The organism is Aquincola agrisoli, assembly GCF_036621135.1.
Classification (GTDB): domain Bacteria; phylum Pseudomonadota; class Gammaproteobacteria; order Burkholderiales; family Burkholderiaceae_C; genus Aquincola; species Aquincola agrisoli.
Window position 1 is genome coordinate 63,286 of sequence record NZ_JAZIBG010000025.1, and the last position, 26,687, is coordinate 89,972.

At 71.4% G+C, this 26,687-nt stretch carries 23 protein-coding genes; 14 read left to right on the plus strand and 9 right to left on the minus strand.

Annotated features, from left to right (window positions below):
• Positions 1–41: 41 nt before the first annotated feature.
• Together V4F39_RS11270 and V4F39_RS11275 are read right to left on the minus strand one after the other, a co-directional pair.
• Positions 42–668 carry an ABC transporter ATP-binding protein gene (locus tag V4F39_RS11270; RefSeq protein WP_332289477.1) on the minus strand — a complete coding sequence of 209 codons (627 nt, stop codon included), beginning with the start codon at positions 666–668 and terminating at the stop codon, positions 42–44.
• 26 nt (positions 669–694) lie between these two features.
• The gene (locus V4F39_RS11275) at positions 695–1,597 is read right to left on the minus strand and encodes a LysR family transcriptional regulator (RefSeq protein WP_332289478.1); all 903 of its coding nucleotides are present in this window, start codon (positions 1,595–1,597) and stop codon (positions 695–697) included.
• A 165-nt stretch (positions 1,598–1,762) separates the two neighbouring features.
• On the opposite strand from V4F39_RS11275, the gene V4F39_RS11280 reads away from it, so the two are divergent.
• From V4F39_RS11280 to V4F39_RS11335, 12 genes are all read left to right on the plus strand, one after another.
• Entirely contained in the window at positions 1,763–3,922 is a 2,160-nt protein-coding gene (locus tag V4F39_RS11280; RefSeq protein ID WP_332289479.1) for an indolepyruvate ferredoxin oxidoreductase subunit alpha, read from the plus strand.
• Between the two features lie 44 nt (positions 3,923–3,966).
• Positions 3,967–5,121, plus strand: coding sequence for a mandelate racemase/muconate lactonizing enzyme family protein (locus V4F39_RS11285; protein ID WP_332289480.1), 1,155 nt, complete (start codon positions 3,967–3,969; stop codon positions 5,119–5,121).
• 22 nt (positions 5,122–5,143) lie between these two features.
• The gene (locus V4F39_RS11290) at positions 5,144–6,112 is read left to right on the plus strand and encodes a Bug family tripartite tricarboxylate transporter substrate binding protein (RefSeq protein ID WP_332289481.1); all 969 of its coding nucleotides are present in this window, start codon (positions 5,144–5,146) and stop codon (positions 6,110–6,112) included.
• Complete coding sequence (locus tag V4F39_RS11295) at positions 6,109–7,635, plus strand: indolepyruvate oxidoreductase subunit beta family protein (RefSeq protein ID WP_332289483.1); 1,527 nt, start codon at positions 6,109–6,111, stop codon at positions 7,633–7,635. The genes V4F39_RS11290 and V4F39_RS11295 overlap by 4 nt, the downstream gene beginning before the upstream one ends.
• Positions 7,636–7,704: 69 nt before the next feature.
• Entirely contained in the window at positions 7,705–8,871 is a 1,167-nt protein-coding gene (locus V4F39_RS11300) for an ABC transporter substrate-binding protein (protein ID WP_332289485.1), read from the plus strand.
• A 35-nt stretch (positions 8,872–8,906) separates the two neighbouring features.
• The gene (locus tag V4F39_RS11305) at positions 8,907–10,049 is read left to right on the plus strand and encodes an alpha-hydroxy acid oxidase (protein WP_332289486.1); all 1,143 of its coding nucleotides are present in this window, start codon (positions 8,907–8,909) and stop codon (positions 10,047–10,049) included.
• Positions 10,042–10,914 (plus strand): branched-chain amino acid ABC transporter permease, encoded by an 873-nt coding sequence (locus tag V4F39_RS11310; protein ID WP_332289488.1) that lies wholly within the window; start codon positions 10,042–10,044, stop codon positions 10,912–10,914. The genes V4F39_RS11305 and V4F39_RS11310 overlap by 8 nt, the downstream gene beginning before the upstream one ends.
• A complete protein-coding gene (locus V4F39_RS11315; protein ID WP_332289489.1) occupies positions 10,911–11,843 on the plus strand; it encodes a branched-chain amino acid ABC transporter permease in 933 nt (310 codons plus the stop codon). Before V4F39_RS11310 ends, V4F39_RS11315 begins: the two co-directional genes overlap by 4 nt.
• Positions 11,844–12,214: 371 nt before the next feature.
• Positions 12,215–13,009 carry an ABC transporter ATP-binding protein gene (locus V4F39_RS11320; RefSeq protein WP_332289491.1) on the plus strand — a complete coding sequence of 265 codons (795 nt, stop codon included), beginning with the start codon at positions 12,215–12,217 and terminating at the stop codon, positions 13,007–13,009.
• On the plus strand, positions 13,006–13,713 hold the full coding sequence (locus V4F39_RS11325; protein WP_332289492.1) for an ABC transporter ATP-binding protein: 708 nt from the start codon (positions 13,006–13,008) through the stop codon (positions 13,711–13,713). Before V4F39_RS11320 ends, V4F39_RS11325 begins: the two co-directional genes overlap by 4 nt.
• Entirely contained in the window at positions 13,714–14,823 is a 1,110-nt protein-coding gene (locus V4F39_RS11330; protein WP_332289493.1) for an enolase C-terminal domain-like protein, read from the plus strand. It abuts the gene before it with no gap.
• 63 nt (positions 14,824–14,886) lie between these two features.
• Positions 14,887–15,114: a hypothetical protein gene (locus tag V4F39_RS11335; protein WP_332289494.1), complete on the plus strand. Its 228-nt coding sequence runs from the start codon at positions 14,887–14,889 to the stop codon at positions 15,112–15,114.
• A gap of 33 nt (positions 15,115–15,147) precedes the next feature.
• On the opposite strand, the gene V4F39_RS11340 is transcribed toward V4F39_RS11335, so the two are convergent.
• The 5 genes from V4F39_RS11340 to V4F39_RS11360 form a co-directional block, all read right to left on the minus strand.
• Positions 15,148–15,366 carry a glycine zipper 2TM domain-containing protein gene (locus V4F39_RS11340; RefSeq protein WP_332289495.1) on the minus strand — a complete coding sequence of 73 codons (219 nt, stop codon included), beginning with the start codon at positions 15,364–15,366 and terminating at the stop codon, positions 15,148–15,150.
• A 112-nt stretch (positions 15,367–15,478) separates the two neighbouring features.
• Positions 15,479–16,585: a S1C family serine protease gene (locus tag V4F39_RS11345; protein WP_332289496.1), complete on the minus strand. Its 1,107-nt coding sequence runs from the start codon at positions 16,583–16,585 to the stop codon at positions 15,479–15,481.
• A gap of 95 nt (positions 16,586–16,680) precedes the next feature.
• The gene (locus V4F39_RS11350; RefSeq protein ID WP_332289498.1) at positions 16,681–18,351 is read right to left on the minus strand and encodes a multicopper oxidase family protein; all 1,671 of its coding nucleotides are present in this window, start codon (positions 18,349–18,351) and stop codon (positions 16,681–16,683) included.
• Positions 18,352–18,429: 78 nt separating this feature from the next.
• Complete coding sequence (locus V4F39_RS11355) at positions 18,430–18,942, minus strand: hypothetical protein (protein ID WP_332289500.1); 513 nt, start codon at positions 18,940–18,942, stop codon at positions 18,430–18,432.
• Positions 18,943–19,038: 96 nt separating this feature from the next.
• Entirely contained in the window at positions 19,039–20,415 is a 1,377-nt protein-coding gene (locus V4F39_RS11360; RefSeq protein WP_332289501.1) for a carotenoid oxygenase family protein, read from the minus strand.
• 193 nt (positions 20,416–20,608) lie between these two features.
• Here V4F39_RS11360 and V4F39_RS11365 point away from each other — a divergent pair, with 193 nt between their 5' ends.
• Positions 20,609–21,661, plus strand: a complete 1,053-nt coding sequence (locus V4F39_RS11365; protein ID WP_332289502.1) for an AraC-like ligand-binding domain-containing protein — start codon at positions 20,609–20,611, stop codon at positions 21,659–21,661.
• 16 nt (positions 21,662–21,677) lie between these two features.
• Here V4F39_RS11365 and V4F39_RS11370 read toward each other — a convergent pair whose 3' ends face one another.
• Positions 21,678–23,258: an ABC transporter substrate-binding protein gene (locus V4F39_RS11370; protein ID WP_332289503.1), complete on the minus strand. Its 1,581-nt coding sequence runs from the start codon at positions 23,256–23,258 to the stop codon at positions 21,678–21,680.
• A 128-nt stretch (positions 23,259–23,386) separates the two neighbouring features.
• Here V4F39_RS11370 and V4F39_RS11375 point away from each other — a divergent pair, with 128 nt between their 5' ends.
• Entirely contained in the window at positions 23,387–24,286 is a 900-nt protein-coding gene (locus tag V4F39_RS11375) for a cation diffusion facilitator family transporter (protein ID WP_332289505.1), read from the plus strand.
• Here the strand turns inward: V4F39_RS11375 and V4F39_RS11380 are convergent.
• A complete protein-coding gene (locus V4F39_RS11380) occupies positions 24,279–26,684 on the minus strand; it encodes a putative bifunctional diguanylate cyclase/phosphodiesterase (protein ID WP_332289507.1) in 2,406 nt (801 codons plus the stop codon). The two genes, V4F39_RS11375 and V4F39_RS11380, sit on opposite strands and share 8 nt — an antisense overlap.
• Positions 26,685–26,687: the final 3 nt, after the last annotated feature.

Consider the following 26,687-nt stretch of genomic DNA (forward strand, 5'->3'; position numbering starts at 1 on the left):
ACCCGTGATCGCCCTTGGTGCGACTGACCGCGCCGGCGCGGTCAGTCGCCGAGGTCGACGATGCCCGCGCAGCGCACACCGGCCAGGCCGGGCGGCCATTCGTAGTCCGCGATGATCCAGGCACGGGACGTACCGGCGGCCTCCTCGGCCAGCAGCCGCGCCAGGCGCTCGCGCGAGGGGCCGTCCAGCGCCGCGAAGGGCGTGTCGAGCAGCGTCAGCGCGGCCTGGCTCGCCGCCGCGGCGACCAGGCCCACCTTGCGCCGGCTCCCGGTGGAGAGCATGTACAAGGGCTTGTCGATGTGCTCGGCCAGGCCGAAGCCGTCGACCAGCCTGCGCACCTCGTCGGGCGGCAAAGCGTGGGGGAACGGCGCGAGCCGCGCCTGCAGCCAGGCGCCGGCGACGGCCTGGTCGTGCGCCGGGTCCGAGGGGTTCTCGAAGCTGAGCGTGGCCGCATGCCGGCAAAGCGTGCCGCCGGCGGGCTGCAGGCTCCCGGCGATCAACCGCAGCAGCGTGCTCTTGCCCCGCCCGTCGCCGCCACGCACGAGCGTCAGGCCGAGGCCGATGGTGAACGACAGGCCCTGCAGCAACGGCGCCCCGCCATGCGAGAACACCAGCCGGTCGGCCTGCAGCAACGGGTGAGATGGGGCGTCGGGAGCAGGCATCGTCATGGCCGGCAGCCTAGCATCCGCGCCGCTCACAGCCCGCTGAGCGTCTGCGTGACCAGCCCGATGAACCAGCGGTGCGCCGGCAGCCGCTCCTGGCGCGTGTGCCAGTGCACGCGCACCTCGAAGGTCGGGATCGGCACCGGCAGTTCGAGCCAGCGCACCGGCGTCTGCGCCGCGAACAGCGTGGCCACGCGCGAGGGCAACGACACCAGCAGGTCGCTGCCGGCGATGAGTTGCGGCAGCGCGGTGAAGTGCGGCACCCGCAGCGCCACCTGCCGTGACACACCGCGGTCGGCCAGCGCCTGCTCGATCAGCCGGTGGCCCGACGACGGCGACGACACCAGCACGTGCTTGGCCTGCAAAAAGGCCTCCAGCGACAGCCGCTGCCGGATGCGCGGGTGCTTGCGGCCCAACAGGCACACGTAGCGCTCGACGAACAGGGTGTCGCTGCGCGTGTCGTTGCGGATGTCGGGCAGGTTGCCGATGGCGGCGTCCAGCCGGCCCATGCCGAGCTCCGCGGCGATCTGGTCCATCGGCATCTGCACCACCTCCAGCTCGACCGACGGCGCCGCCTGGCGCATCGCCGTCAGCAGCGGGGGCACGAAATACAGCTCGCCGATGTCCGACATCGCCACCTTGAAGCGGCGGTGCGAATGGGCCGGGTCGAACTGCTGGTGCGGGTCGTCCAGCGTGCTGTCGATGCCGGCCAGCGCCTGGCTGAAGCGGCCGTACACCTCCTCGGCCAGCGCGGTGGGCACCATGCCGCGCGCGTTGCGCAGGAAGAGCGGGTCGGCATAGGCCTCGCGCAGCCGTGCCAGCCCGTAGCTCACGCTGGGCTGGGCCAGCGCCAGGCGCTGCGCCGCGCCGGTCACGCTGCCGGTGTCGTAGACGGCGACGAACAGCCGCACGAGGTTGAGGTCGAGGCGCGCCACGTGTGTGCTTCAGCAAATAGACATGACCGATAAGTAACAGACATTCTATCGATTGGATGTATTCGTCAGCCGCCCATACGCTTGCCGCCATACACAGAAATCGAGCAGCCCCGGCATCCGCCGACCTGCCCCGCCAGGCCCCGCCCAGCCGAAGGAGACAACACCGTGGAGCGTTCATTCGCCGCCGAGATCAAGAGCCTGTCGCTCGGTGCAGGCGAGGTTTTTCATGGCGAGGGCATCCTCGCCGTCACCAAGGCGCTGCTGCAGTCGGGCGTCAGCTACATCGGCGGCTACCAGGGCGCCCCGGTCTCGCACCTGATCGACGTGCTGGGCGACGCCAAGGGCCTGCTCGACGGCCTGGGCATCTACTTCGAGGCCGGCGCCTCCGAGGCCGGTGCCGCGGCGATGCTCGCCGCCTCGATGAACTACCCGGTGCGCGGCGCGGTGACGTGGAAGTCCACCGTCGGCACCAACGTCGCGTCCGACGCGCTGTCGAACCTGGCCTCGGCCGGCGTGAAGGGCGGCGCGCTGATCATCCTCGGCGAGGACTATGGCGAGGGCTCCAGCATCATCCAGGAGCGCACCCACGCGTTCGCGATGAAGTCGCAGCTCTGGCTGATGGACCCGCGGCCGAACCTGTCGTCCATCGTCGCGGCGGTGGAGAAGAGCTTCGAGCTGTCGGAGGCCAGCGACACGCCGGTGATGCTGCAGCTGCGCATTCGCGCCTGCCATGTGCACGGCAGCTTCACTTGCAAAGACAACCGCGCGCCCGCCATCTCCACCCGGCAGATGCTGGAAAAGTCTCACTTCGACCTGGCGCGCATCAACCTGCCGCCGGCCATCTACGAACATGAACGCCAGAAGGTGCAGCAGCGCTGGCCCGCGGCGGTCAACTTCATCCGCCGCGAAGGCCTGAACGAGACCTTCGCGGGCGACCTGGCCGACGTCGGCCTGATCCTGCCCGGCGGCCTCTACAACGGCACGCTGCGCGCGCTGCAGCAGCTCGGCCTGGCCGACGCCTACGGCGAATCGCGCGTGCCGCTGCACGTGCTGAACGTGGTGTACCCGCTGGTGCCCGACCAGATCGCCGACTTCTGCACCGACAAGAAGGCCGTGCTGGTGGTCGAGGAAGGCCAGCCCAACTACACCGAGGACGCCATCCAGGCCCTGCTGCGCCGCGCCGGCGTCGACACGCCGCTGCACGGCAAGGACGTGCTGCCGATGGCCGGCGAATACACCGGCGAGGTGCTGCTGCGCGGCCTCTCCCGCTTCTTCGAGCTGGCGCGCCCCGCGGGCCTGGCGGCCGACACGCTGCAGGCGCTGCACGCCGAGCAGACCACGCTGACCGGGCTGAAGCAGACCGGCATCGAGGCGCTGGGCGAGCCGGTGCCGCCGCGCCCGCCGGGCTTTTGCATCGGCTGCCCCGAGCGGCCGGTGTTCTCGGCCATCAAGCTCACGCAGCAGCAACTGGGGCCCATCCACGTCAGCGCCGACATCGGCTGCCACACCTTCGGCACGCTGGCACCGTTCCACATCGGCAGCACCGTGCTGGGCTACGGCCTGGGGTTGGCCAGCTCGGCGGGCGTGGGGCCGCTGATGCCCAATCGCACCGTCAGCATCATGGGCGACGGCGGCTTCTGGCACAACGGCTTCACCAGCGGCGTGGTCAACGCGGTCTACAACGGGCACGACTCGGTGCTCGTGATCCTGAAGAACGGCTACACCTCGGCCACCGGCACGCAGAACATCCCCTCCTCGCCCACGCAGCCGGTCAGCAAGGAGACCACGCTCGACATCGCCGCCGCGCTCAAGGGCGTGGGCGTGCAGTGGGTGAAGACGGTGCCGAGCTACCAGGTCTCGGACATGGTGAAGACGCTGAAGGACGCGATGACCACCGGCGAGCCCGGGCTCAAGGTCATCATCGCCGACGGTGAATGCCAGCTCGAACGCCAGCGCCGCATCAAGCCGCTCGTCGCCGCAAAAATGAAGCGCAAGGAACGCGTGGTGCGCACGCGCTTCGGCATCGACGACGACGTGTGCACCGGCGACCACTCGTGCATCCGCCTGTCGGGCTGCCCGTCGCTCACCATCAAGCCCAACCCCAGCGCGCTGCGCACCGACCCGGTGGCCACGGTCAACCAGGGCTGCGTGGGCTGCGGCCTGTGCGGCGAGAACGCACATGCGGCGGTGCTGTGCCCCTCGTTCTACAAGGCCGAGATCGTGCAGAACGCCGGCGCGGCGGAGCGCTTCCTGCACCGCGTGCGCAGCCGCGTGATCGGCTGGATGGCCGGCAGCGCGCGCACGCCCGAGGCGGCCCTCGCCTGAAGACCACGATCGCCCGGCAAGCGGCGAATCCCCCAGGAGACACCATGAAGATCGAACGGATCACGGCCACGCCGCTGAACGTGCATTGCGACGTCGAGATCGCCGGCGTGAAGAAGCGCACCAACCTGAGCTGCGTGGTCGTGCGCGTGGACACCGACACCGGCCTCACCGGCTGCGGCTTCACCGCCATCACCGAGGAAGAGGTGGTGGCCTGCATCGTCAACGAGGTGGCGGCCCCCGCGCTGACGGGCCTGGACCCGCGCCGCACCGAGCAGCTCTGGGACAGGCTCTACTGGCTGCTCACCCCGCGCGGCCAGAGCGGCTACGCGTCGCACGCCATCGCCGCGCTCGACGGCGCGATGTGGGACCTGAAGGCCCAGGCCGCCGGCGAGCCGCTGTGGCGCCTCTTGGGCGGCGCACGCGACAGCGTGCCTGTCTACGCCACCTTCGGCTTCGGCTTCCTCGACCGCGACGCGCTGGCCGAGGCGGCGCGCGAGTGGGTGGCCCAGGGCTTCACGCACCTGAAGATGACGGTCGGCCAGCACGCGCTGGCGCGGCGCGACGAGCCGCGCACGCTGCGCTCGGTCATCGCCGAGGACCTGCGCCGCATCCGCGCGGTGCGCGACGCGGTGGGCCCCGAGATCGACATCGGCATCGACGCCAACTGCAGCCTCGACGCGCTGCACGCCACCGAGCTGGCGCAGGGCGCGCGGGCGCTGGGCGTCACGCTGTTCGAGGAGCCGGTGACGCACAACGACATCGGCGCGCTGCGCGAGGTGCGCACGCGTTCGGGCATCGGCCTGGCCGCGGGCCAGAACGAAGGCCTGGCGAGCCGCTTCGCCGACTTCCTGCGCGCCGGCGTGCTGGACGTGCTGCAGCCCAACGCCTGCATCAGCGGCGGCTTCACGCAGTGCCTGCGCATCGCCGGCATGGCGCAGGCGCACAACGTGGCCATCGGCAACGGCGGCACCTGGCCCTTCCACAACATGCACCTGCACGGCGGGCTGGCGCACGGCGGCTTCGTCGAATACCACCACGTGGCGGTGCTGCTGTGCCGGCAGCTCTTCAACGGCCTGCCGGTGCCGGCCGGCGGCCGCATGGCCCTGCCCGACACCCCCGGCCTGGGCTTCGCGCCCGACTGGGACGCCATCCAACGCCTCGCCAAGGAACCGCTCTCGCGCGGCAAGGGCAAGGCCTGACGACACAAGAAGGAGACAGACGATGAAGAGAAGACACCTGATCGCCGTGGCCGCCGCTTTTGCAGCCCCCGCGCTGGCCCTGGCCCAGAACGGCTGGCCGAACAAGCAGCCCGTGCGCCTGATCGTGCCCGCCTCGCCCGGTGGCTCGCTCGATGCGCTGACGCGCCCGCTGGCCGCGCAGCTCACCACGCTGCTGGGCCAGCAGGTGATCGTCGAGAACCGCGGCGGCGCCGGCGGCGTGCTGGGGGCAGACGTGACGGCCAAGTCGGCCCCCGACGGCTACACCTTCCTGCTCGCGGCCACACACCACGCGATCGCGCCGGGCGTGTACCCCAAGATGCCCTACGACTCCACGCACGACCTGGTCGGCGTGGCCCACATCGGCAACGTGCCGAACATGGTCGTGGTCAACGAGAAGCTGCCGGTGAAGACGCTGCCGGAATTCGTCGCCTGGGCCAAGGCCAACCCCGACAAGGTGAACTACGCGACCGGCGGCGCCGGCACGCTGATCCACATCGCCAGCGAGATGTTCGCCTCGCAGGCCAGGATCACGATGGTGCCGGTGCACTACCGCGGCAGCGCGCCCGGCATCACCGACCTGGTGGGCGGCAACGTGCAGGTGATGTTCGAGACGCTGCCCTCGGCCGCCGTGCAGGTGCGCGGCGGCAAGCTGCGCGCGCTGGCGGTCACCTCGCCCAAGCGCAACCCGGCCTTCCCCGAGGTGCCCACCGTCGCCGAGAGCGGCTACCCCGGCTTCGACGCGATCACCTGGTACGGCGTGATGGCACCGGCCAGGACGCCGCCCGAGGCCATCAAAGCGATGAACGCCGCGGTCAACACCGCGCTGCAAAGCCCCGAGATCAAGAAGGCCTGGCAGACGCTGGGCGTCGAGGCCACGCCGATGTCGGCGGAGGCCTTCCAGGCCTTCTGGCTGCAGGAGATCACGCGCTGGACGGGCATCGCCAAGGCGCAGGGAGTCAAGGTCGAATGACGACGCGTTCGGTGTGTGTGCTCGTCGCCGCGATGGGCGGCGAGGGCGGCGGCGTGCTGGCCGACTGGATCATCGACGCCGCGCAGGCGCACGACTTCCCCGTGCAGAGCACCTCGGTGCCCGGCGTGGCGCAGCGCACCGGCGCGACCACGTACTACCTCGAGATCTTCCCGGTGCCGCGGGCCGAACTGGCCGGTCGCCAGCCGGTGATGTCGCTCACGCCCAACCCGGGCAACGTCGACGTGGTGGCCGCCTCCGAGCTGGTGGAGGCCGGCCGCGTGCTGCAGAACGGCTTCGTGAACCCGCAGCGCACGGTGCTGGTAGCTTCGACGCACCGCGAGTACGCGGTGTCGGAGAAGGCCGCGATGGGCGACGGCCGCTACGACGTGTCGCGCGTGCTGAAGGCCGCCGAGAAGATGGCGCAGCGCGCATTCCTGTTCGACATGCGCGCCATCGCCTGGCGGCACGGCACCGTCATCAACACGGTGATGTTCGGCGCGATGGCCGGCTCGGGCGTGCTGCCGTTCTCGCGCGAGGCCTGCGAGGACGCGATCCGCCGTTCCGGCAAGGCCGTGGAGGCCAGCCTGCGCGGCTTCGCGGCCGGCTTCGAGCATGCGGCCAGCGGTGCCGCCAACGCGGTGCCCGGCGAAGCCCGGCGCGCGACCGCCACGCCTTCGGCGCGCGTGCTGCAGCTGCCCGCGGCGCTGCACGAGATCGCCGCCGCCGGCGTGCGCCAGGTGACCGACTATCAGGACGAGGCCTACGCCCGCCTGTACCTCGACCGCGTCGAGGCGCTGTGCGGCGCCCCGGGTGCCGAAGGCGCCGCTGCGCACGCCGCTGTGCGCGAGGCGGCGCGCTACCTCGCGCTGTGGATGAGCTACGAGGACGTCATCCGCGTCGCCGACCTGAAGACCCGCCGCGACCGACTTGAGCGCGTGCGCCGCGAGGTGGGCGCGCGCGAGGGCGAGCCGCTGCGCCTGACCGAATACCTCAAGCCCGGGCTCGACGAGATCTGCTCGATCCTGCCCACGGGCCTGGCGGCGCGGCTGCGCCGGCGCTACGCAGGCCGCGCGCATGCGCTGAACGTCGGCCTGCACATGCGCACCGACACCGTCGGTGGCTTCGCGCTGCTGTGCGTGCTGCGCTCGCTGCGCCGCTGGCGCCCGCGCACCTCGCGCTACACGATCGAACAACAGGCCATCGACCGCTGGCTGGCCGCGGTGGGCGCCGCGCTGCCGCGCTCGGCCGAACTCGCGGTGGAGCTGGCGCTGTGCGGCAACCTCGTGAAGGGCTACGGCGAGACCAGCGAGCGCGGCCACCGCAACCTGGCCGCGATCCTCGACGACGTGCAGACGCGCGGCACCGACGACGCCGCCGCCCTCACCGAGCGCGTGCGCAGCGCCCGCCAGGCCGCGCTGGCCGACCCCGAAGGCCGTGCGCTGGCCGGCTCGCTGGGCCTGCCGCGGCCCGAGCCCAAGGCGCAGCCGATCCGCATCGTCAGGAAGGCGGCCGCACCCCACTGACGATCCCGCACGCGCCCACCGCCCCATTACAAGAGTTCGACGACAAGCAACAACCCGATGGAGACAACCATGAAGCATTTCGCCCCCAAGCGCGCCGCCCTGCGCCTGTTCGCCGCCGCCGGCCTGGCCGCCCTGCTGCCCGCCGCCGCGCTGGCCGCCGACCCGATCAAGATCGGCGCCGTGGTCTCGGCCACCGGCCCGGCCTCGTTCCTCGGCGACCCGCAGGACAAGACGCTGCGCATGTACGTGGAACGCATCAACGCCGCGGGCGGCGTGCTGGGCCGCAAGCTCGAACTGGTGCTGTACGACGACGCCAGCGACGCCAACAAGGCCAACACCTTCGTGCGCCGGCTGGCGATGCAGGACGAGGTGGACGCCATCATCGGCTCGTCGACCACCGGCGCCACGATGGCGATGGTGCCGCTGGTCGAAGGCGCCAAGGTGCCCATGATCTCGCTGGCCGCGGCCTCGGTGATCGTCGAGCCGGTGAAGCCCTGGGTCTTCAAGATGCCGCACTCCGACCGCATGGCGGCCGAGAAGGTGCTGGCCGACATGAAGCAGCGCGGCTTCACGCAGATGGCGCTGCTGTCGGACACCGGCGGGTTCGGCAAGTCGGGCCGCACCGAGACGCTGAAGGCCGCCGAGCGCATGGGTCTGAAGGTGGTGGAGGACCAGGTCTACGGCGACAAGGACACCGACATGACGCCGCAGCTCACGAAGATCAAGTCGTCGCCCGCGCAGGCGATCCTGGTCTTCGGCACGGGCCAGGCGCCGGCCATCATCGCGCGCAACTACCAGCAGCTGGCGGTGAAGCAGCCGCTGTACACCTCGCACGGCCAGGCGTCGATGGAGTTCGTGCGCATCGCGGGCAAGGCGGCCGAAGGCATCCGCATGCCGTCGCCCGCGCTGCTGATCGCCGGCGCCCTGCCCGACAGCGACGTGCAGAAGGCCGTGAGCGTGGCCTACCAGAAGGGCTTCGAGGGCCAGTTCAAGATCGACGTGTCGACCTTCGGCGGCTACGCGCACGACGGCCTGCTGATGCTGGTCGACGCGATCAAGCGCGCCGGCAGCACCGACAAGGAGAAGGTGCGTGCCGCGATCGAGAAGACGACCGGCTTCGTCGGCGTGAGCGGCGTCTACAAGATGTCGGCCACCGACCACATGGGGCTCGACGTGTCCGCCTTCCGCATGGTCGAGGTGCAGAACGGCGCCTTCAAGGAAGTCAAACAGCCCTGAGCTGCACCCCCGACGACGACCCTGCCGTACCCGCCATGCGATTGAACGTCGAGGACTACCGCCGCGACGCTCGCAGCGCCCTGCCCCGCTTCGTCTTCGACTACGTCGACGGCGCCGCGGAGGACGAGCGCTGCCTGCGCCGCAACACCGGCGACCTGGAGCGCCTGCACCTGCTGCCCACCTGCCTGCGCGACACGCGCGACGTCGACCTCTCCATCGACGTGTTCGGCCGCCGCTGGGCCGCGCCGTTCGGCATCGCACCGATCGGCTTCAACGGCCTGGTGCGGCCGCGCGGCGACGTGATGGCCGCGCAGGCCGCCACCGCCGCGGGCGTGCCCTTCGTGCTGTCGACCGCCTCCAACGCGCGGCTCGAAGCCGTGCGCCAGCCGGCGGGCGAGCAGTGGATGCAGCTCTACGTGATGACCGACCGCGCCATCGCCGAGCAGCTGGTGCGCCGCGCGCAGCAGGCCGGCTACGGCGCGCTGGTGCTCACGGTCGACGTGGCCGTCAGCGGCTACCGCGAGCGCGACGTGCGCAACGGCTTCAAGCTGCCGTTCCGGCCCACGCTGGCCACCCTGGCCGACCTGGCGCGCCACCCGCGCTGGCTGCTGGGCATGGCACGCCACGGCTCGCCCTCGTTCGTCAACCTGGCTGAAAGCGAAGACGCGGGCGCTTCGGCGCAACTGCAAGCGGCGCTGCTGGCCCGCGCGATGGACCGCTCGATGGTGTGGGACAGCCTGGCCTGGCTGCGCAGCCTGTGGCGCGGCCCGCTGCTGATCAAGGGCCTGCTGCACCCCGACGACGCACGCGAGGCCGTGCGCCGCGGCGTCGACGGCATCGTGGTGTCGAACCACGGCGGCCGGCAGCTCGACGCGGCGCCGTCGACCATCTCGGCGCTGCCGGCGGTGGTCGACGCGGTGGGCGGCGCGCTGCCCGTGTTCATCGACAGCGGCTTCCGCCGCGGCAGCGACATCGCCAAGGCGCTGGCGCTGGGCGCCAGGGCCGTGTTCGTCGGCCGGCCCGCGGTGTACGGCCTGGCCTGCGACGGCGAACGCGGCGCGCGCGGCGTGCTGCAACTGCTGGCCGACGAGCTGGCCCGCACGATGACGCTGCTGGGCGCCGCGCGCGTGGAAGACCTCGGCCCGCACCACCTACTTTCCGGAGCCCGCAATGGCTGACTTCATGCAGTTCGTGTTCTCGGGGCTCACCACCGGCGCCATCTATGCGCTGGCGGCCCTGGGCTTTTCCATCATCTACAACGCCAGCGGCGTCATCAACTTCGCGCAGGGCGATTTCCTGATGCTCGGCGGCATGGTGTGCGCCGCGATGCTGGGCACGCGGATGCCCTTCGCGCTGGCGGCGCTGGCCGCGGTGGCGATCACCGTCGTCATCGGCCTGCTGCTGTACCGCCTGGCGGTGAAGCCGGCGGGCGACACCAGCATCGTGTCGCTCATCATCATCACCATCGGCGCGTCGATCTTCATCCAGGGCGTGGTGCAGATCGTGCTGGGCAAGAACCAGCACACGCTGCCCGCGTTCTCGGGCGACACGGCGCTGCGGATCTTCGGCGCCTACGTGCTGCCGCAAAGCCTGTGGGTGCTGGGCGTGGCGGCCGTGCTGGTGGCGGCCTGCGCGGCCTTCTTCCGCTTCACGATGCTGGGCAAGAGCATGCTGGCGGTGGCCGCCAACAAGCTCGCGGCGCAGGCCGTGGGCATCCCGGCACAGTTCATCCTGCTGCTGTCGTTCGGCATGTCGGCGCTGCTGGGCGCAGTGGCCGGCGTGGTGGCCGCGCCCATCACCACCACCTCGTACGACCTGGGCCTGATGCTCGGCATGAAGGGCTTCGTCGCCGCCACGCTGGGCGGCCTGGGCAGCGGCATGGGCGCGGTGGTGGGCGGCCTGATGGTCGGCCTGCTCGAAGCCATGGTGGCCGGCTATATCTCGTCGGCCTACAAGGACGCGGTGCCCTTCGTGATGATCGTGCTCATCCTGCTGGTGATGCCGCACGGCCTCTTCGGCGCCAAGAGCGTGGAGCGCGTATGAAGGCCCTGTTCCGCCCCTCGCTGCTCGTCACGGCCGCCGTGCTCGCGCTGCTGCCGCTGGTGCTGGGCAACAACTACCTGATGGACGTGGCCATCCGCGTCGCGCTGGCCGCGGTGGCGGCCATCGGCCTCAACCTGCTGATGGGCTTCGCGGGGCAGATCAGCATCGGCCACGCCGCCTTCATCGCGCTGGGCGCCTACGGCAGCGGCATCGCGGCCAGCCGCTTCGAATGGCCCGCGCTGATGTCGATGGCCGTGGCCGCGGCGGGCGCGGGCTTCGTGGCCTGGCTCATCGGCAAGCCCATCCTGCGGTTGAAGGGCCACTCGCTGACGATGGCGACGCTGGGCCTGGGCGTCATCGTCAACATCGTGCTGATCAACGAGGTCGGCTGGACGGGCGGCCCCGACGGCATGCCGGTGCCGCCGCTGCAGATCGGCAGCTTCGTGCTGATGAAGGTGGGCCACTGGTACGCGGTGGCGGCCGTGGTGCTGTGGCTGGCGATCCTGTGCTCGCTCAACCTCTACGACTCGCCGGCCGGGCGCGCGCTGCGCGGGCTCAACGGCTCCGAGGTCGCGGCCCGCGTGATGGGCGTGGACGTGCCTGCCTTCAAGGTGCGCGTGTTCGTGCTGTCGGCGGTGTTCGCAGCCGTGTCGGGCAGCCTGACCGCGCACTACCTGGCCTTCGTCAGCCCGTCGCTGGCCTCGTTCACGCACTCGGTGGAACTGGCGACGATGGTGGTGCTGGGCGGCATGGCCTCGACCTTCGGCGCCGTGCTCGGCGCGGCGCTGCTCACCCTGCTGCCCCAGCTGCTGGGCGGCCTGCAGGGCTACGAGATGGTGCTGTTCGGCCTGATCCTGATGCTGACGATGATGTTCCTGCCCAAGGGGCTGGTGCCGTCGATCGCGCAGAAGCTGCGGCGGAGGGGGTGAGGTGCGTGCTGCTGACATGCTCAACCCCCGGTTCGGCTGCACATTGGAGCAGGCCGCCGGGGCACGGTGCTCCGCGAATGTCCCCCGTCGCCGGCCTGCGGCCGCCGCCTCCTCCTTGATTTCGCTGCGCACCGTGCCCCACCGTCCCGCTCCCGCACGGCCTCGCCCGATCCACCGCAGGGAAACACCCCTGCCTGTGCCAAGGGCGTCGGGTATCCGACGCAGCGAAATAAGAGGGGGAGGACCGGGCTTGCCCGGTCCGGAGGACATTCGCGGAGTCGGATGCCCGGCGGCCTTGGCCCGGCCCACGACCACCAAGGAAGCCCTACCGCAGCAATCCATGCTCCTCGACAACCGTGGAGCAAACCACCATGCTTGAAGTACGCCGCCTCTCCAAGTCCTTCGGCGGCGTCAAGGCCGTCGAGGACGTCAGCTTCACCGTGCGCCCCGGCTCCGTGCATTCGGTGATCGGGCCGAACGGTGCCGGCAAGACCACGCTGTTCAACCTCATCAGCGGCGTCTACACCGCCACCCGCGGCGAGGTGCTGCTCGACGGCAGGGACGTCTGCGGCCTCGGCCCCGACCAGCTCGCGCGGCTGGGCATGTCGCGCACCTTCCAGAACCTGCAGGTGTGCATGAACATGACCGCCTGCGAGAACGTGCTGCTGGGCGCGCACCTGCGCACCCGCAGCTCGCTCATCGGCGGCCTGCTCGGGCGCACGCGGGGCGACGACCGTGCGCTGCGCGACGAGGCGCTGGCGCTGATGCAGCGCGTGGGCGTGGGCGCCTATGCCGATGCACACGCCACCCAGCTCTCGTTCGGCGTGTTGAAGCGCCTGGAGATCGCCCGCGCACTGGCCGGCCGGCCACGCCTGCTGCTGCTCGACGAGCCCGCCGCCGGCCTCAACGACACCGAGACGCACGAGATCACCGAGCTGGTCCGCGGTATCGCCGCCTCGGGCATCACGGTGGTCCTGGTGGAGCACGACATGAAGATGGTGATGAACATCTCCGACCACATCCTGGTGCTGGACTACGGCCGCAAGCTGGCCGAAGGCACGGCCGCCGAGGTGCGCCGCAACCCGCAGGTCATCGCGGCCTACCTGGGCGCCCCGGCGGAAGAAGCCGCGGCGCACGCCGAGGCGGCCGTGGGAGCATCCGCATGACGGCCGCGCTCACAGTCAGCGGCCTGGTGGCCGGCTATGGGCGCATCGAGGCGCTGCACGGCATCGACATCGAGCTGCAGCCGGGTCGGCTCGTCGCGCTGGTCGGCGCCAACGGCGCGGGCAAGACGACGCTGCTGCGCACGATCTCCGGGCTGATCCGCGCCCGCGCCGGCCAGGTCGAGCTGCTCGGGGACGACATCACCCACGCCGCGCCCGAGAAGCGCGTGCGCGCCGGCCTCGCACAGGTGCTCGAGGGCCGGCAGGTGTTCGGGCCGCTGTCGGTGCAGGACAACCTGCGCCTGGGCGCCTACACGCAGCGCACCGACGTGGCCGGGCAGATCGACGCGATGTACGCCCTCTTCCCGGTGCTGAAGGAAAAGCGCCTGCTGGCCGCCGGCACGCTGTCGGGCGGGCAGCAGCAGATGCTGGCGATGGCCCGCGCGCTGATGAGCAGGCCGAAGGTGCTGCTGCTCGACGAGCCGTCGATGGGCTTGGCGCCGCTGCTCGTGCGCGAGGTGTTCAACGTGATCGAACGGCTGAAGGCGCAGGGCATCCCGATCCTGCTGGTGGAGCAGAACGCGCACGCCGCGCTCTCCATCGCCGACCACGGCTACGTGCTGGAGACCGGCCGCATCGCGCTCAGCGGCCCTGCGCGCGCACTGCTGCAGGACGAGCGCGTGAAGGCGGCCTACCTCGGACTCTGAATGAACATCGCCGACCTCGACCTGCGCACCGACGAAGCCGACACCGTCGAGCGCATCCACACCCACTCGGTGAACGTGCCGCTGGAGTACCCGGTGCGCACCAGCGTGGGCATCGTCAGCACCTCGCCGATGGTGCTGATCGACCTCTACACCCGCAGCGGCGTCGTCGGCCGCGCCTACGTGTTCACCTACACGCCGGCCGCGCTGCACGCCACGCGGCAGATGGTGCTGGGCCTGGGCGAGTGGCTGCGCGGCCAGCCGCTGGTGCCCTTCGACATCGACGCGCTGATGTCGCGCCGGCTGCGGCTGCTGGGCCGCACCGGCATCGCGCAGATGGCCTGCGCCGGGCTCGACATGGCGGTGTGGGACGCGCTGGCCGTCTCGCGCGGGCTGCCGCTGGCCACGCTGCTCGGCGGCACGCCCCGGCCGCTGACGGCCTACGACAGCCACAGCATGGACGGCGAAGCCACCGGCGTGGAACGGGCGGCGCGCGCCCGCGGCCAGGGCTTCTCCGCGATCAAGACCAAGATCGGCTACGCGACGCTGGCCGAAGACCTCGCCATCGTGCGCGCGCTGCGCCGCGCCGCCGGCCCCGACGTGGCGCTGCTGGTCGACTACAACCAGGGCCTGACGGTGCCCGAGGCCCAGCGCCGCATCGCCGCGCTGCGGGCCGAGGGCATCGGCTGGGTGGAAGAACCGACGCTGCAGGAAGACTGGGGCGGCCACGCGCGCATCCGAGAAGGTGCCGGCGTCCCGATCCAGCTGGGCGAGAACTGGTTCGGCCTCGACGACATGGCCAAGGCGCTCGACGCCGGCGCCTGCGACCTGGCGATGCCCGACGTGATGAAAATCGGCGGCGTGAGCGGCTGGCTGCGCGCGGCGGCGCTGGCGCAGGTGCGGGGCCTGCCGATGTCGAGCCACATCTTTCAGGAGTTCAGCGCCCACCTGCTGGCGGTGACCCCCACCGCGCACTACCTGGAGCGCATGGACCTGGCCGGGCCGATCCTCGCCGAACCGCTGGCCTTCGAGGGCGGCAAGGCGCTGCCCTCCTCACGGCCCGGCGTGGGCCTGCGCTGGGACGAGGCGGCGGTGGCGCGGTTCGCGGCCTGATCGGCACGCTGAGGCAGCGAGCCGGATGGCCCATAGCCGGCCCCGCTCGGCTACCCTAATGGCATGAAGACCTTCAACATCGAGATCCAGCGCATCAAGTCGATGTCCAACAGCCACGGCCTGGTGCGTGCGCGCATCGACGCGCAGGTGCAGAACGCCGGCCCGCGCGACGACGATGCCGAACCGACCAGCACGCTCAGCCTCACGGTGGAGAACGCGCGTGTGCTCTTCCTGCTGCTCAAGCAGCAACTGGCCGACGTCGACTCCCGCAAGGCGCGCAGCCAGCGGTGACCCCGCGCCCGGCGGTTGGGCCGCGCCGTGCCGTCAGTTGCAACGGCCCTGCGAGCCGATCACGCCGCCGACCACGGCACCGCCCACGGTCCCGGCGGTGCTGCCGCCGCTCAGCACCGAGCCGGCGACACCGCCGACGCCGGCGCCCACGGCCGAGCCCTTCTGGCAATCGCTCAGGTTGGCACAACCGGCGGCCAGCGCCGCACTGGCCAGGCCGAGCACCAGGACGGCACCACGCTGCAATCTGTTCATCACGGTCCCCTTCGAGGTTTGTGGAAGTACCTCTAGGCTAGGCCGGGCGCCCGTGCGAAGCCACAAGCCGCCGCCGCACCGCCGTGTCGGACAGCCCTGACAGCCCCGCCGCTCAATCCTCCGACTCGGCCAGCGTCGCCTGCTGGCGCCGCGTCCGGCCGGCACGCCACAGCGTCAGCGTCACGCGGTCGCCGGGCCGGTAGGCCTCCAGGGCGGTCAGCATGTCGTCGAGATCGGCCACCGGCACGTCGTCGATCGCCTGGATCACGTCGCCCGCGACGATGCCGCCTTGCGCACCCCGCGTGAAGGGCCGCAGGCCGGCCCGCTGCGCCGGCCCGCCCGGGCTCACCGCCACCAGCGCCACGCCCTGCGGCAGGCCCAGCGCCCGCGCCATGGTCTCGGGCCCGGCCGTCACCCCCAGCGCGGGGCGCACCATGCGGCCGTCTCGGATCAGCCGCGGCACGATACGGTTCACCTCGTCCACCGGGATCGCGAAGCCGATGCCGGCGCTGGCGCCCGAGGGGCTGTAGATCGCGGTGTTGACGCCGATCACCCGGCCTGCCGAATCGAGCAGCGGCCCGCCCGAGTTGCCGGGGTTGATCGCCGCGTCGGTCTGGATCGCGCCGCGTATCGTGCGCCGCGTCACCGACTCGATCTCCCGGTTCAGTGCGCTGACGATGCCGGTGGTCAGCGTCTGGTCGAGGCCGAAGGGGTTGCCGATCGCGTAGACCTTCTGTCCCACCTGCAGGTCCTTGCTGGTGCCCAGCGGGATGGGCGGCAGCTTGGCCCGCGGCGCGTCGATCTTGAGCACGGCGAGGTCCCGGTCGGGGAACACCCCGACCAGCGAGGCGCGGTGCGTGCTCTGGTCGGACAGCGTCACCCGCGCACCGGTGGCCTCCTGGATGACGTGGAAGTTGGTGACGACGTGCCCGGCCTCGTCCCAGACGAACCCGGTGCCGGTGCCGCGCGGCACCTGCTGCGCCCGCGTGGAGAAGAGGTCGCGCTCCACGCCGAAGGCGGTGATGTTCACGACCGAGGGCGACACGGCCTTGAAGACGGCGATGTTGTTCAGCTCGTCGCCCGCCAGCGGGCCGCGGGGCGTCACGGCGCGGGGCGCCGCTTCGGTGCGGGCGAAGGCGGCGGGGGCGGCCCAGGGCGCCAGCAGCGCCAGGGCCTGCAGCACCGCTCGGCGGCGGGCAGGGACTTGCAAGGAAGGCATGGGGTCGGGACGGTGGCGGATCATCACGGCCGGAATTCTCACGCAGCCGCGGGCCGCTGCATGCGCCGCCGCCAGGGTTCGTCGAGACCGGAACGTCAGCGCAACAGCCGCGACAGGTCGACCGGCTCCGCCGCGCCGACGGTGCTGCGGCAGATGTCGCTGTCGAAGAACGACGGGTCGGGCACCCGCCGGGCCGTCGTGCCCAGCAGGCTGGCGGCGCGGCCCATCAGCGCCTGCCAGGCCCCCGCGGGCGGTGCGGCCGGCACCGTGCGCATGCGGGCCGGCGCCATCGCGACGCCTGCCGGCGGCAGCACCACCACGTTGGCCATCATGCCGTTGTCCTCGTGCTCCACGATGTGGCAATGGAACACGAAGCGCCCCACCATGTCCGGGTTGTCGAAGGGCACGATGATCCTCACCTCGCCGGGCACACCGTCCTGCTGGTAGGGGATGTCCACCACGTCGCGCAGGCCGGTCTCGTCGATGTCCTGCTGGTTGATGGACTTCACGAGGAAGTCCATCTGGTGGATATGGAACACGTGGCGCTCGCCGCTGACGTTGCGCAGCGTCCACTCCTCCACATCGCCCAGCCGCACCGTCACGTCGTCGCGCCGCAGGTCGTAGACCTGGCCGTCGATGAAGAAGGTGTTGCCGTCGTCCGTCTCCGAGAAGGTGATGGTGCGCCGCCGCGTGATAGGCCGCGCGGCCAGCTGCTCGGGCGTGGCCGTGTCCCGGCCGACCGCCGGCCGGGTCAGCAAGGCCTGCAGCGCGGCAGTGTCCATGGCGGCGCCCTGCACACGCAGCGTGGCCAGGGTCACCTCGGGATTGGGATCGCCCTGCGGGCCAGTCTCCACGTCGCGGCTGCGCATGGCGTAGGCCCCCGGTACGGCCGGTGCCACCACCACGACGCTCGCGCGCGAGCCGGGCGGCAGGAACACGTTGTCCAGCCGCCGGGGCCGGTGCAGCAGGTTGCCGTCGCGGCTGATCTCCCAGATCTGCAGGCCGTCGACCGCCAGGTCGAAATAGGCATCGGCGCCGACGTTGCCCAAGTGCCAGACCTGCATCTCGCCGGGCTGCAGGCGCAGCCACCCCCCCAGCACACCGTTGATGGTCTTGGTCAGCGGCGCGCCGTCCTCGGCGCCAGGCAACTCGATGTCGCGCAGCATGAAATGCTTCTCCGGCAACGCCGCGAAGGCCGGGAAGTGCTGGCGCACCAGCCCGTCGACCATCAACAGCCCCGACATGCCCGACAGGATCTGCGGCTCCACCAGGCCGTGGGCATGCGGGTGGTACCAGTGCGCGCCCTGCGGATGGCGCTCGGGCACCTGCCAGCGGTAGAGGTAGTCGGCGCCTGCACCGATGTGCAGGAAGACGTCGTCGCCAGGCGCTGCCGGCGAGATCGACATGCCGTGGTAGTGCAGGTTGCTCTCCTGCGGCGCAGTGATCTGGATGTCGGCAGGCCCGATGCGGTTGTGCAGCGTCAGCTCCACCTGGTCGCCGCGCTGCACCTGGAGCACCGGCGCGAGGTAGCGGCCGTTGAACACGTTGGAGGTGAAGCGTTGGCCCGCCACCACGATCTCCGCGGGGGCCTGGCGCAGCGTGGCGCGCAGCACGCCGTCGCGGCTGGTGAGCACGTCGGGCTGCGGGATCGGATCGTCGCCGCCGCCTGCGCTCCCGCCGCCGCAGCCGGAAAGCATCAGGCCGATGCACAACAGGCCCAACGCGGCGCGCCGTGGCAGGCGGGGAAAGGGTCGATGGGTGTGCATGGTGGGGACCGTGGTGGCGGTGGGGTGAGGCGGCAGTGCCGTGCGGCGGGTGCGATGCGGGCGCCGGGGCGTCAGGGGTCAGCCCTCAGGCACGCGCCGGGCAGCGCCGAAGCCGTCCCTGGCGGGCCCGTGCCCGGGCCGCAGCGCCAGCGCGCGCCGCCAGACGACCTCGGCCTGCAGCGCGGCCATCGCCGCGATCTGGAGCAGCACCTCGCCGAAGCCGCCGTGGGGATGGGCGTGGTGCAGGAACTCCCAGGCGCCCCAGGCGTACTTGCTGGCCACCAGCGCCACGAAGAGGCCGATGGTGAGCGGCGTGCCACGGCTGAGGACGACGCCGTCCGGCCTCAGCGTCAGCAGGCTCAGGCGCCCTCGCACCAGGCCGACCACGAGGCTGGCCACCAATCCGACGAGCAGCACCAGCCAGGCACGGCCATCCGGCGGCAGGTAGAAGCCCCCGACCGCCAGCCCCACCGCGGCATACACCAGCGCGAGCTTGAAACGGGTGCGGCCGACCACGGCATGGCTGACCGACTGGCGGTAGATGGCATAGCCCGTCAGGGCCAGCAGGATGACGATTTCGGTGATGCTCAAGGGACCTCCAGGGGGCGCTCGGGGCCCCTGCACAAATTCTCTGCCGCCACCGTCCGTGTGTCGTTGGGCAGGCGTCTCAAGACTTGCCTCGGCGTCTCACCACGCATGCCACGCCGCACCGGCGGCCGCATCGACCCAGTTGCCGTGGAGCCCGTTGGGGATCCTGCAGGGCATCCGCACGCAGGCCACCGGGCCCGCGCCGAGCGCCTGCGCATCGAAGACGAGCAGATCGCTGCGGTCGGCGCGGCCGCGATACACCACCGACAGCAGCCAGCCCTCACCCTCGCCGGCATGGCCGGCGCGTGGCACGAAAACGCCCTCCGATGCGCAGTCGCCGGCCGGGAGGTGGTGGACGTCCAGCCGGCCCTCGTGGTGATCGATGTGCACGAGGCAGGCAAAGGGCTGCCCCTGCGCGCCGTCGCCGACGAACCAGGCGTGGCGGTGGGCAGACCCCGCGAAACGGTCGTCGATCCGAGGGAATTCGCCCGGGATGTCGCACAGGAACTCCTGCGAATGGCAAGGCGCGGCCGCGTCGAGGTCGATCGTCCAGCGCGCCAGGTAGGCGTCGCTGTCGCCGTCGATGGCGCTGCCGTCCGGCCACGTGAAGAGCGCCGGCACATCCGACTGCATCACGTCGACCTCGATCCGTCGTCCGTCGTCCCACGCGTTCATGACATGGAAAACGAAGCACGGCGGCACCGCACGCCACGCGAGGCTTTCAACGCCCCGGTCGCGCCGCAGGATGCCGACGTACCCGCCGCGATGCGGCTCCCACGCAAACGTCGGCCCGCCTGCGGCGGCGCGCGCCGCGCTGGCCGCGAGCGGAAGCACCGGGAAGAGCACATGCTGCGCGGTCACGGCGAAGTCATGCACCATGCTGGCGTACGGCGCGCAGAACCGTTCGAAGCGCGTCACACGCCCGGCTGCGTCGAGGCTGCCGTATGACATGCCGGGGCTCCACGCGTCGGGCACGCCGTACCCGAAGAAGATCATGTCGCCGGTGGCGGGGTCTATCTTGGGATGCGCGGTGAACGGGCCCGCGAGCGATGCGGCGAAGTCCGGTGGGCCGACGGGCCCATCCGCCGCCAGCCCGTCGAGGCGCAGCGGCAGGTGCGCCTCCTCGAGCGCCAGCAGCTGGCCGGCATGGACGAGCACGTTCGTGTTCGCAACGCTGCCGCCCTCCGCGGAAGATGCCGCGCCTGCCGGAGCGCACCAGCGCGGCGTGCGGATCCAGCGGTTTCGATAACTGACCCGCCCGCCGTCGAACCGGAAGGCGTGCAGCATGCCGTCCCCGGCGAACCAATGTGCCGCCGCCTGCGGCGTGCGGGGGTTCGGGCCGTTGCGCAGCAAGGTCCCGCGCAGGCCCCGCGGCACGGCGCCGTCGACCGGCAGCGCGCCGATGTCCAGCTCCTGCGTCGCCGGGGCGAAGTTGCGCGGATAGCCTGGCGGGACATGCAGCTGGAAATCTTTCATGAGGCAGTCGGGCAACGGGCTTCGGAGCTCCGCATGCTAGGCAGGCTGCGCGGGCCTTGCATTGCCCGTGCATCTCACCTCTTTGGCCTGCGTCTCAGATCGTCCTTCGCCCCCGGGGCGATCCGAGAGAAGGCGCGGGCGAGCCCGGCATAATCGGCGGCTCGCTGGCTCTGTAGTCGTGGGGAGCTGCCTGATGAACGTGGGTCAAGTGGTCGAGGACGCGCCGCCTGCCAAGCTGGCAGAGATCCGCTTTTGTACGGAAGGCCTGTCGGACGAAGACCGCTTCGACGCGTGGCGGCAGCGGGTGGACGGCCTGTACGGCGTGTCGCCGTCTTCCGAAGGGGGCACACCGGCCTTCTGCATGGACACGTCGTCGTGGCAGCTCGGCCAGATCATCGCGGGCACCGCGGCCTTCGGCCCGTGCGAACAGGAACGCACGGCCCAGCGCATCCGCGCCGATGGCGTCGATCACTACCGGCTGACGCTGGTCACCCACGGGGCCTTGCGTGTCGAGTCGGACGGCCGGCGCACCGAGATCGGGCAGGGCCACATCCTCTTCACCGACATGTCGCGCCCGGAACGCCGGTCGATCTCGGCCGGCAGCAACGTCAGCGTGTTCATCGCACGCGAGGTGCTCGACGAAGCCCTGCCGCGGCCGCTCGACGTGCACGGCTTCGTGCCCGCCGGCGCGCTCGCGATGCTGCTGCGCAGCCACCTTCAATCGCTTGCGCAGCTGCTGCCGAGCCTGTCGGTCGCGGAAGCGGCGTCCCTCTGGCAGCCGACCGTGCAGATGATCGCCGCCTGCATCGCGCCCGACGCGGCGCGGCTCGCCGAAGCGCGTGGCGCCGCGGAGGTCACGCTGCTGCGCCAGGTCTGCCGCTACATCGAAATGCACCTGAAGGACGCGGACCTGAGCCCGCAGGACATCGCCAGCGCGCTGAAGCTGTCGCGCGCGACACTCTACCGCCTGTTCGAGCCGCTCGGCGGCGTCGCGGCCTACGTCAAGGAGCGCCGGCTGAACCACATCCACGAGCTGCTGTGCAACGCCGACGGGCGCATCCACCTGGGCCGCATCTCGGATACCTACGGCTTCAAGAGTGCGGCACATTTCAGCACCGCGTTCCGAAAGCACTTCGGCTTCAGCCCGAGCGATTCGAAGGCGCACGGCGCCCTGGCCTGGGGCCCGGCCGGCGCATCCACGCGCGATCTCGGCAGCTTCGGCCGGTGGCTGCGCGCGCTGCGCTGAGCCCGCCGCCGCGCCGTCAACGGTCGGCCAGCACGGCCCAGTCGAAACGCATCACGCCATCGGGCAGCTGCCTGACGCTCAGGCGCTTCACCGTGCCCCAGGCCAGCGTCTGCTGGTGCAGGGGGATGTGGCCGATGTCGTCGCGGTGCAGGCGCAGCGCGTCGCGCAGCATCGCGTCGCGCCGCGCGGGGTCGAGTTCGTTGTCGATGCGGGCGGTGAGGCGGTCGATCTCCGGGTTGCTGTAGCCGCCGGCGTTGTACTGTCCCCGGCCTTGCTCGCCGGGCGTCGCCACCAGGTTGAACAGGGCGTTGTGGGCGTCGAGCGTCGGCGGCACCCAGCCGAACAGGTAGAAGCTCGTGTCACGGCGCAGCAAGCGCGGAAACCAGATCGACTTGCTCTCCGCATGCAGCGCCACGCGCACGCCGATGCGCGCGAGCTGCGCGGCCACCGCCTGGCAGATCGCCGCATCGTTGACGTAGCGGTCGTTCGGGCAGTGCAGCCCGACGTCGAATCCCCGCGCGTGGCCCGCCTGGGCCAGCAACGTCCTGGCCGCTTCGACGTCGTAGGGCAGGCGCTGGTCGAGCGTCGGGGGGTAGCCCCGCACGCCGGGGCCGACCACCAGCCCCGCCGGCACCGAGGCGCCCCGCATGACGCGGTCGTGGATCGCCTGCACGTCGATGGCCTGGTAGATGGCGCGGCGCACACGCGGGTCGCGGAAGGGGTTGCCATCGGCCTGGCCGAACAGCAGGGTGTCGCGGTGCTGGTCCATGCCGAGGAAGATCGTCCTCAGTTCCGGCCCTTGCAGCACCTTGAACCCGGCCGCACGGAGCGCCTCGACGTCCTGCAGCGGCACCGGATCGATCCAGTCGACCTCGCCCGACATCAAGGCCGCCAGGCGGGCGGCGTCCGACGCGATGGGCATGAAGGCGACGTCCTCCACATTGCCCTGCCGCGTGCCCCACCACGCGGCGTGGCGGACCAGTGCGGTGCGCACGCCAGGCTCCCGGCGGGCCAGCCGGTAGGGCCCGGTGCCGCTGGCCCGCAGGCTGGCCGCGTTCTCGCGGCGGCTGCGGCGATCGACCGGCCGCTCGGCGCCCACCTCGACGCACCAGGCGCGGCTCATGATGAAGACGACCGGCAGCATCTCGGGCAGCACCGGCTGCGGGCGCGTGGTCTCGATGTCCACGGTGTAGGCATCGACCTTGCGCACCTCGCGAATGTCGGCGACCGTGCTGCGCAGGTCCGAGGCATCGCTCGCGATGCGGGCGAACGAGAAGACCACGTCGTCCGCATCGAAGGGCTGGCCGTCGTGGAAGCGCACGCCGCGGCGCAGCGTGAAGCGCCAGACGTTCGGCTTGCGCTGTTCCCACGCCGTGGCCAGCGCCGGCGCCAGCCGCATGTCCTTGTCGCGCGTCAGCAGCGGCTCGTACACGTTGGACAGGAAACCCATCTGCAGCGACTCGAACAACGAGTGCGGGTCCATCGACAGCACGTCGCCGCGGCTGGCCACCCGCAGGGTGAGCGCATCGGCCGGCGCGGCCGCCAGGAACAGAACGGTTGCAATGATCCAGGAAACGGACCGGCCCCAATCAGGCATGTGAACTCCTCGCCAAGGCCGACATCCATGCAAGCGGCTTGCCCATCGCGGGCGCCCAGGGAGGCGCCGATTATGGGCGGCGCTGCACCGCCGCAGGGCGTCGCAGCGCACTGCACTAAGCTGCACGCATGCAGAACGATCCCGAAGGCCGCGCCGCGGCCGCCAGCCGCAGCACCTGGGTGAGCGTGGGGGTCAACGTCGTGCTGACCGCGCTGCAGCTGGCCGTGGGCATGCTGGCGCATTCGCAGGCGCTGATCGCCGACGCGATGCATTCGCTGTCGGACCTGCTCTCGGACTTCGTCGTGCTGATCGCCGGCCACCACGGCCGCAAGGCACCCGATGCGGACCATCCCTACGGCCATGCCCGCTTCGAGAATGCCGGCTCGCTGGTGCTCGGCGGGCTGCTGCTGGCCGTGGGGGCCGGCCTGCTGTGGGCGGCGCTGGGCAAGCTGCAGGCGCCGGCCGACATACCGCGCGTGCACGTGGCGGCGCTGTGGATGGCCCTGCTCACGCTGGCGGCCAAGGAGCTGCTGTTCCGCTACCTGCTGGGCGTGGCGAAGCGGCTGCGCTCCAGCCTGCTGGCCGCCAATGCCTGGCACGCCCGCTCCGACGCCGCGTCGTCGCTGGTGGTGGCCGCGGGCATCGTGGGCAACCTGCTCGGCCACCCGCTGCTCGACCCGGTCGCCGCGGCCATCGTCGGCTTCCTCGTGGCGCGCATGGGCTGGCGCTTCGGCTGGAACGCCCTGTCCGACCTGATGGACCGCGGCGCCGACGCCACCGAGGTCGAGGCGCTGCGCGCCACCGCCGCCGCGACGCCGGGCGTTCGGGCCGTGCACGACCTGCGCACCCGCCGGATGGGCGACCTGCTGGTGGTCGACCTGCACCTGGAAGTGGATGCCTCGCTCACCGTCGAGGCGGGCCATGCCATTGCGGTGGCGGTGCACGACCGCGTGATGGCGGCGCATCCGGTGCTGCACGTGATGACGCACGTCGACCCCTGGCACCCGCCGGTGCAGCCCGTCAAATGAACGGCGCGAACTCGGTGCGCAGGCGCGCCTGCGGCGCCGCCCAGTCGGTCAGCCATTCCGCGAACACGGCCTCGGGCATCGGCTTGCCCATCAGGTAGCCCTGGGCCTCGTCGCAGCGCAGGGCCTTGAGCAGGGCCCAGGTCTGCGTGTTCTCGACGCCCTCGGCGCAGACGGTCAGCCCGAGGTTGTGCGCCAGGTCGATGGTCGAGCGCACGATCTTCAGGTCGGCGCGGTCGGTCTCCATCGCCATCACGAAGCTGCGGTCGATCTTCAGCTCGTGCAGCGGCAGGCGCTTCAGGTACGCCAGCGACGAATACCCGGTGCCGAAATCGTCGATCGACAGGCGCAGCCCCATCGCATGCAGGCGCTGCAGCGTCTGCAGCGCGCGCTGGGGGTCGTCCATGATCGCGCTCTCGGTGATCTCCAGGCACAGCGCCTGGGGCCGCACGCCGCCGCGCGAGAACAGCCGCTCCATCTTGGCCGGCAGGTTCTGGTCGAGCAGGTCGCGCGTCGAGAGGTTGATCGCGAACTTGAGGTCGATGCCCTGGCGCTGCAGCTCGGCGTAGCGCATCGAGCAGCGCTCGATCATCCAGCCCGTCAGCTCGCGGATGAAGCCGGTCTGCTCCGCGAACGGGATGAACTGCATCGGCGGGATCATGCCGCGCACCGGATGCTGCCAGCGCACCAGGGCCTCGGCCCCGACGACCGCCCCGGTGTCCATCGCGATCTTCGGCTGCAGGAAGAGCCGCAGCTGGTCCTGCGCCACCGCGGCGCGCAGCTCGGTCAGCAGCGACAGCGAGGCCTCGCTGGAGGAGTCGATGCCGGGGTCGTACAGCGTCACGCCGCCCTCGTGCAGCGGCTGCGACTTGGCCGCGTACATCGCCATCTCGGCACGCACCATCAGCTGGTCCGCCTCTTTGCCGTGCGCGGGGTGCACCGCGATGCCGATGCCCGCGCTGACGTCGATGGTGTGGTCGTCGAGCGTCAGCGGCTGCTCGAGCATGCGGCGCAGCCGCACCGCCACGTCGCGCGCGATGTCGACGTCGGTGTGGGGCAGCAGCACGGCGAACTTGTCGCTGCCCAGCCGCGCGACCATGTCGTGCTGCCGCAGGCCGCCCGCGGTGAGCCGCCCGGCGATCTGGCGCAGCAGCCGGTCGCCGAAGGCGTGGCCCAGCACGTCGTTCACATGCTTGAAGCGGTCGAGGTCGAGCATCAGCACCGACAGCGGCGTGTCGCGCCGCAGGTGCCCGCCCAGCGTGTCGTGGAACTGCGCGCGGTTGGGCAGGCCGGTCAGCGTGTCCCAGTAGGCCAGGCGGCGGATCTGCGCCTCGCGCTGCTGCATGCCCTGGCGCATCGCCTCGAACGAGCGGGCCAGGTCGCGCACCTCGTCGCGCGCGCGAACGGCCACCGGCTCCGAATAGTCGCCGGCGCCCAGCCGCTCGGCCATGCGCGACAGGCTCTGCAGCGGCCGCGTGATGGTGCGGGCGGTGACGATGCTGCCGATCGCGAACACCACCAGCCCGGCCGCGTTGATCGCCAGCAGGATCAGCTGCAGGCTGCGGAACGGTGCGACCGCCTCGTCCACCGACTGCAGCAGGATCACGGCCGCCTCGTTGCCCGGCGCGTCGGCGAGCGTGACGATGCGTGCGCTGTACAGGCCGCCGTCCAGCAGGATCGCTCCGGGGTGCCCGGGCGTGAGCTGGCGCGCCAATGCCGCGGTGTCGATCGGCGGGGCCGAGGGCGCCGCTCCGTCCGCTGCGGGCAGCACCTGCCAGCCGCCGCCGGCCGCGCGGATCGCCAGCGCGGTGCGCAGCCCGGCGATCTGCTCGACATCCTGCAGCACGGCCCAGTTGATCGGGAAGCCCATCGACACGTAGCCGATGACCTGCGGCGCCCGCACCGGCACGGTGACGAGCTGGAAGGGCCTTCCCTTGAACACGCCGATGGTGCTGCCTCCCGACGACGGCGCCCGCATGGGCAGCGCCTCGCTGCCCGCGGCGGTGGAGGCCACGAGCCGGCGCTGCACGTCCTCGAAAAGCGCCACCTCGGCACCGATGCGGGCGCTGTGGTTGTCGAGCACGTCGGCCAGCGTGTCCCGGTCGCCGCTGGCGATGGCCGCGCGGAAGCCGAAGTCGGCCGCCAGCACCCTGGACGCCTCGGACAGGTTCTGCGCGTTGGCGGCCAGCAGGCGGCGCAGCACCTTCTCGCCGGTCTGCAGCTCCTGGTCGATGTGGCGGGCCGCATTGCCTTCGAGGTTGCCGCGGATCGTCATGAAGCTGGCCAGCTGCACCCCCAGCAGCAGGCCGACGAACAGCACCACGATGCGCCACTGCAGGCGCCGGGTGAACGGCTGCGTCAGCCTGCGCAGCAGGCCCGGGGACGATGGCGTGGCAGGCATGGC

What these genes read in the sequence shown, in the direction of transcription:
- V4F39_RS11340 (WP_332289495.1), bottom strand. Translation starts at nt 15,366, where the DNA reads ATGAACAGATTGCAGCGTGGTGCCGTCCTGGTGCTCGGCCTGGCCAGT.
- V4F39_RS11270 (WP_332289477.1), bottom strand. Translation starts at nt 668, where the DNA reads ATGACGATGCCTGCTCCCGACGCCCCATCTCACCCGTTGCTGCAGGCC.
- V4F39_RS11345 (WP_332289496.1), bottom strand. Translation starts at nt 16,585, where the DNA reads ATGCCTTCCTTGCAAGTCCCTGCCCGCCGCCGAGCGGTGCTGCAGGCC.
- V4F39_RS11375 (WP_332289505.1), top strand. Translation starts at nt 23,387, where the DNA reads ATGCAGAACGATCCCGAAGGCCGCGCCGCGGCCGCCAGCCGCAGCACC.
- V4F39_RS11315 (WP_332289489.1), top strand. Translation starts at nt 10,911, where the DNA reads ATGAAGGCCCTGTTCCGCCCCTCGCTGCTCGTCACGGCCGCCGTGCTC.
- V4F39_RS11360 (WP_332289501.1), bottom strand. Translation starts at nt 20,415, where the DNA reads ATGAAAGATTTCCAGCTGCATGTCCCGCCAGGCTATCCGCGCAACTTC.
- V4F39_RS11325 (WP_332289492.1), top strand. Translation starts at nt 13,006, where the DNA reads ATGACGGCCGCGCTCACAGTCAGCGGCCTGGTGGCCGGCTATGGGCGC.
- V4F39_RS11365 (WP_332289502.1), top strand. Translation starts at nt 20,609, where the DNA reads ATGAACGTGGGTCAAGTGGTCGAGGACGCGCCGCCTGCCAAGCTGGCA.
- V4F39_RS11310 (WP_332289488.1), top strand. Translation starts at nt 10,042, where the DNA reads ATGGCTGACTTCATGCAGTTCGTGTTCTCGGGGCTCACCACCGGCGCC.
- V4F39_RS11300 (WP_332289485.1), top strand. Translation starts at nt 7,705, where the DNA reads ATGAAGCATTTCGCCCCCAAGCGCGCCGCCCTGCGCCTGTTCGCCGCC.
- V4F39_RS11295 (WP_332289483.1), top strand. Translation starts at nt 6,109, where the DNA reads ATGACGACGCGTTCGGTGTGTGTGCTCGTCGCCGCGATGGGCGGCGAG.
- V4F39_RS11370 (WP_332289503.1), bottom strand. Translation starts at nt 23,258, where the DNA reads ATGCCTGATTGGGGCCGGTCCGTTTCCTGGATCATTGCAACCGTTCTG.
- V4F39_RS11330 (WP_332289493.1), top strand. Translation starts at nt 13,714, where the DNA reads ATGAACATCGCCGACCTCGACCTGCGCACCGACGAAGCCGACACCGTC.
- V4F39_RS11335 (WP_332289494.1), top strand. Translation starts at nt 14,887, where the DNA reads ATGAAGACCTTCAACATCGAGATCCAGCGCATCAAGTCGATGTCCAAC.
- V4F39_RS11320 (WP_332289491.1), top strand. Translation starts at nt 12,215, where the DNA reads ATGCTTGAAGTACGCCGCCTCTCCAAGTCCTTCGGCGGCGTCAAGGCC.
- V4F39_RS11380 (WP_332289507.1), bottom strand. Translation starts at nt 26,684, where the DNA reads ATGCCTGCCACGCCATCGTCCCCGGGCCTGCTGCGCAGGCTGACGCAG.
- V4F39_RS11290 (WP_332289481.1), top strand. Translation starts at nt 5,144, where the DNA reads ATGAAGAGAAGACACCTGATCGCCGTGGCCGCCGCTTTTGCAGCCCCC.
- V4F39_RS11305 (WP_332289486.1), top strand. Translation starts at nt 8,907, where the DNA reads ATGCGATTGAACGTCGAGGACTACCGCCGCGACGCTCGCAGCGCCCTG.
- V4F39_RS11285 (WP_332289480.1), top strand. Translation starts at nt 3,967, where the DNA reads ATGAAGATCGAACGGATCACGGCCACGCCGCTGAACGTGCATTGCGAC.
- V4F39_RS11350 (WP_332289498.1), bottom strand. Translation starts at nt 18,351, where the DNA reads ATGCACACCCATCGACCCTTTCCCCGCCTGCCACGGCGCGCCGCGTTG.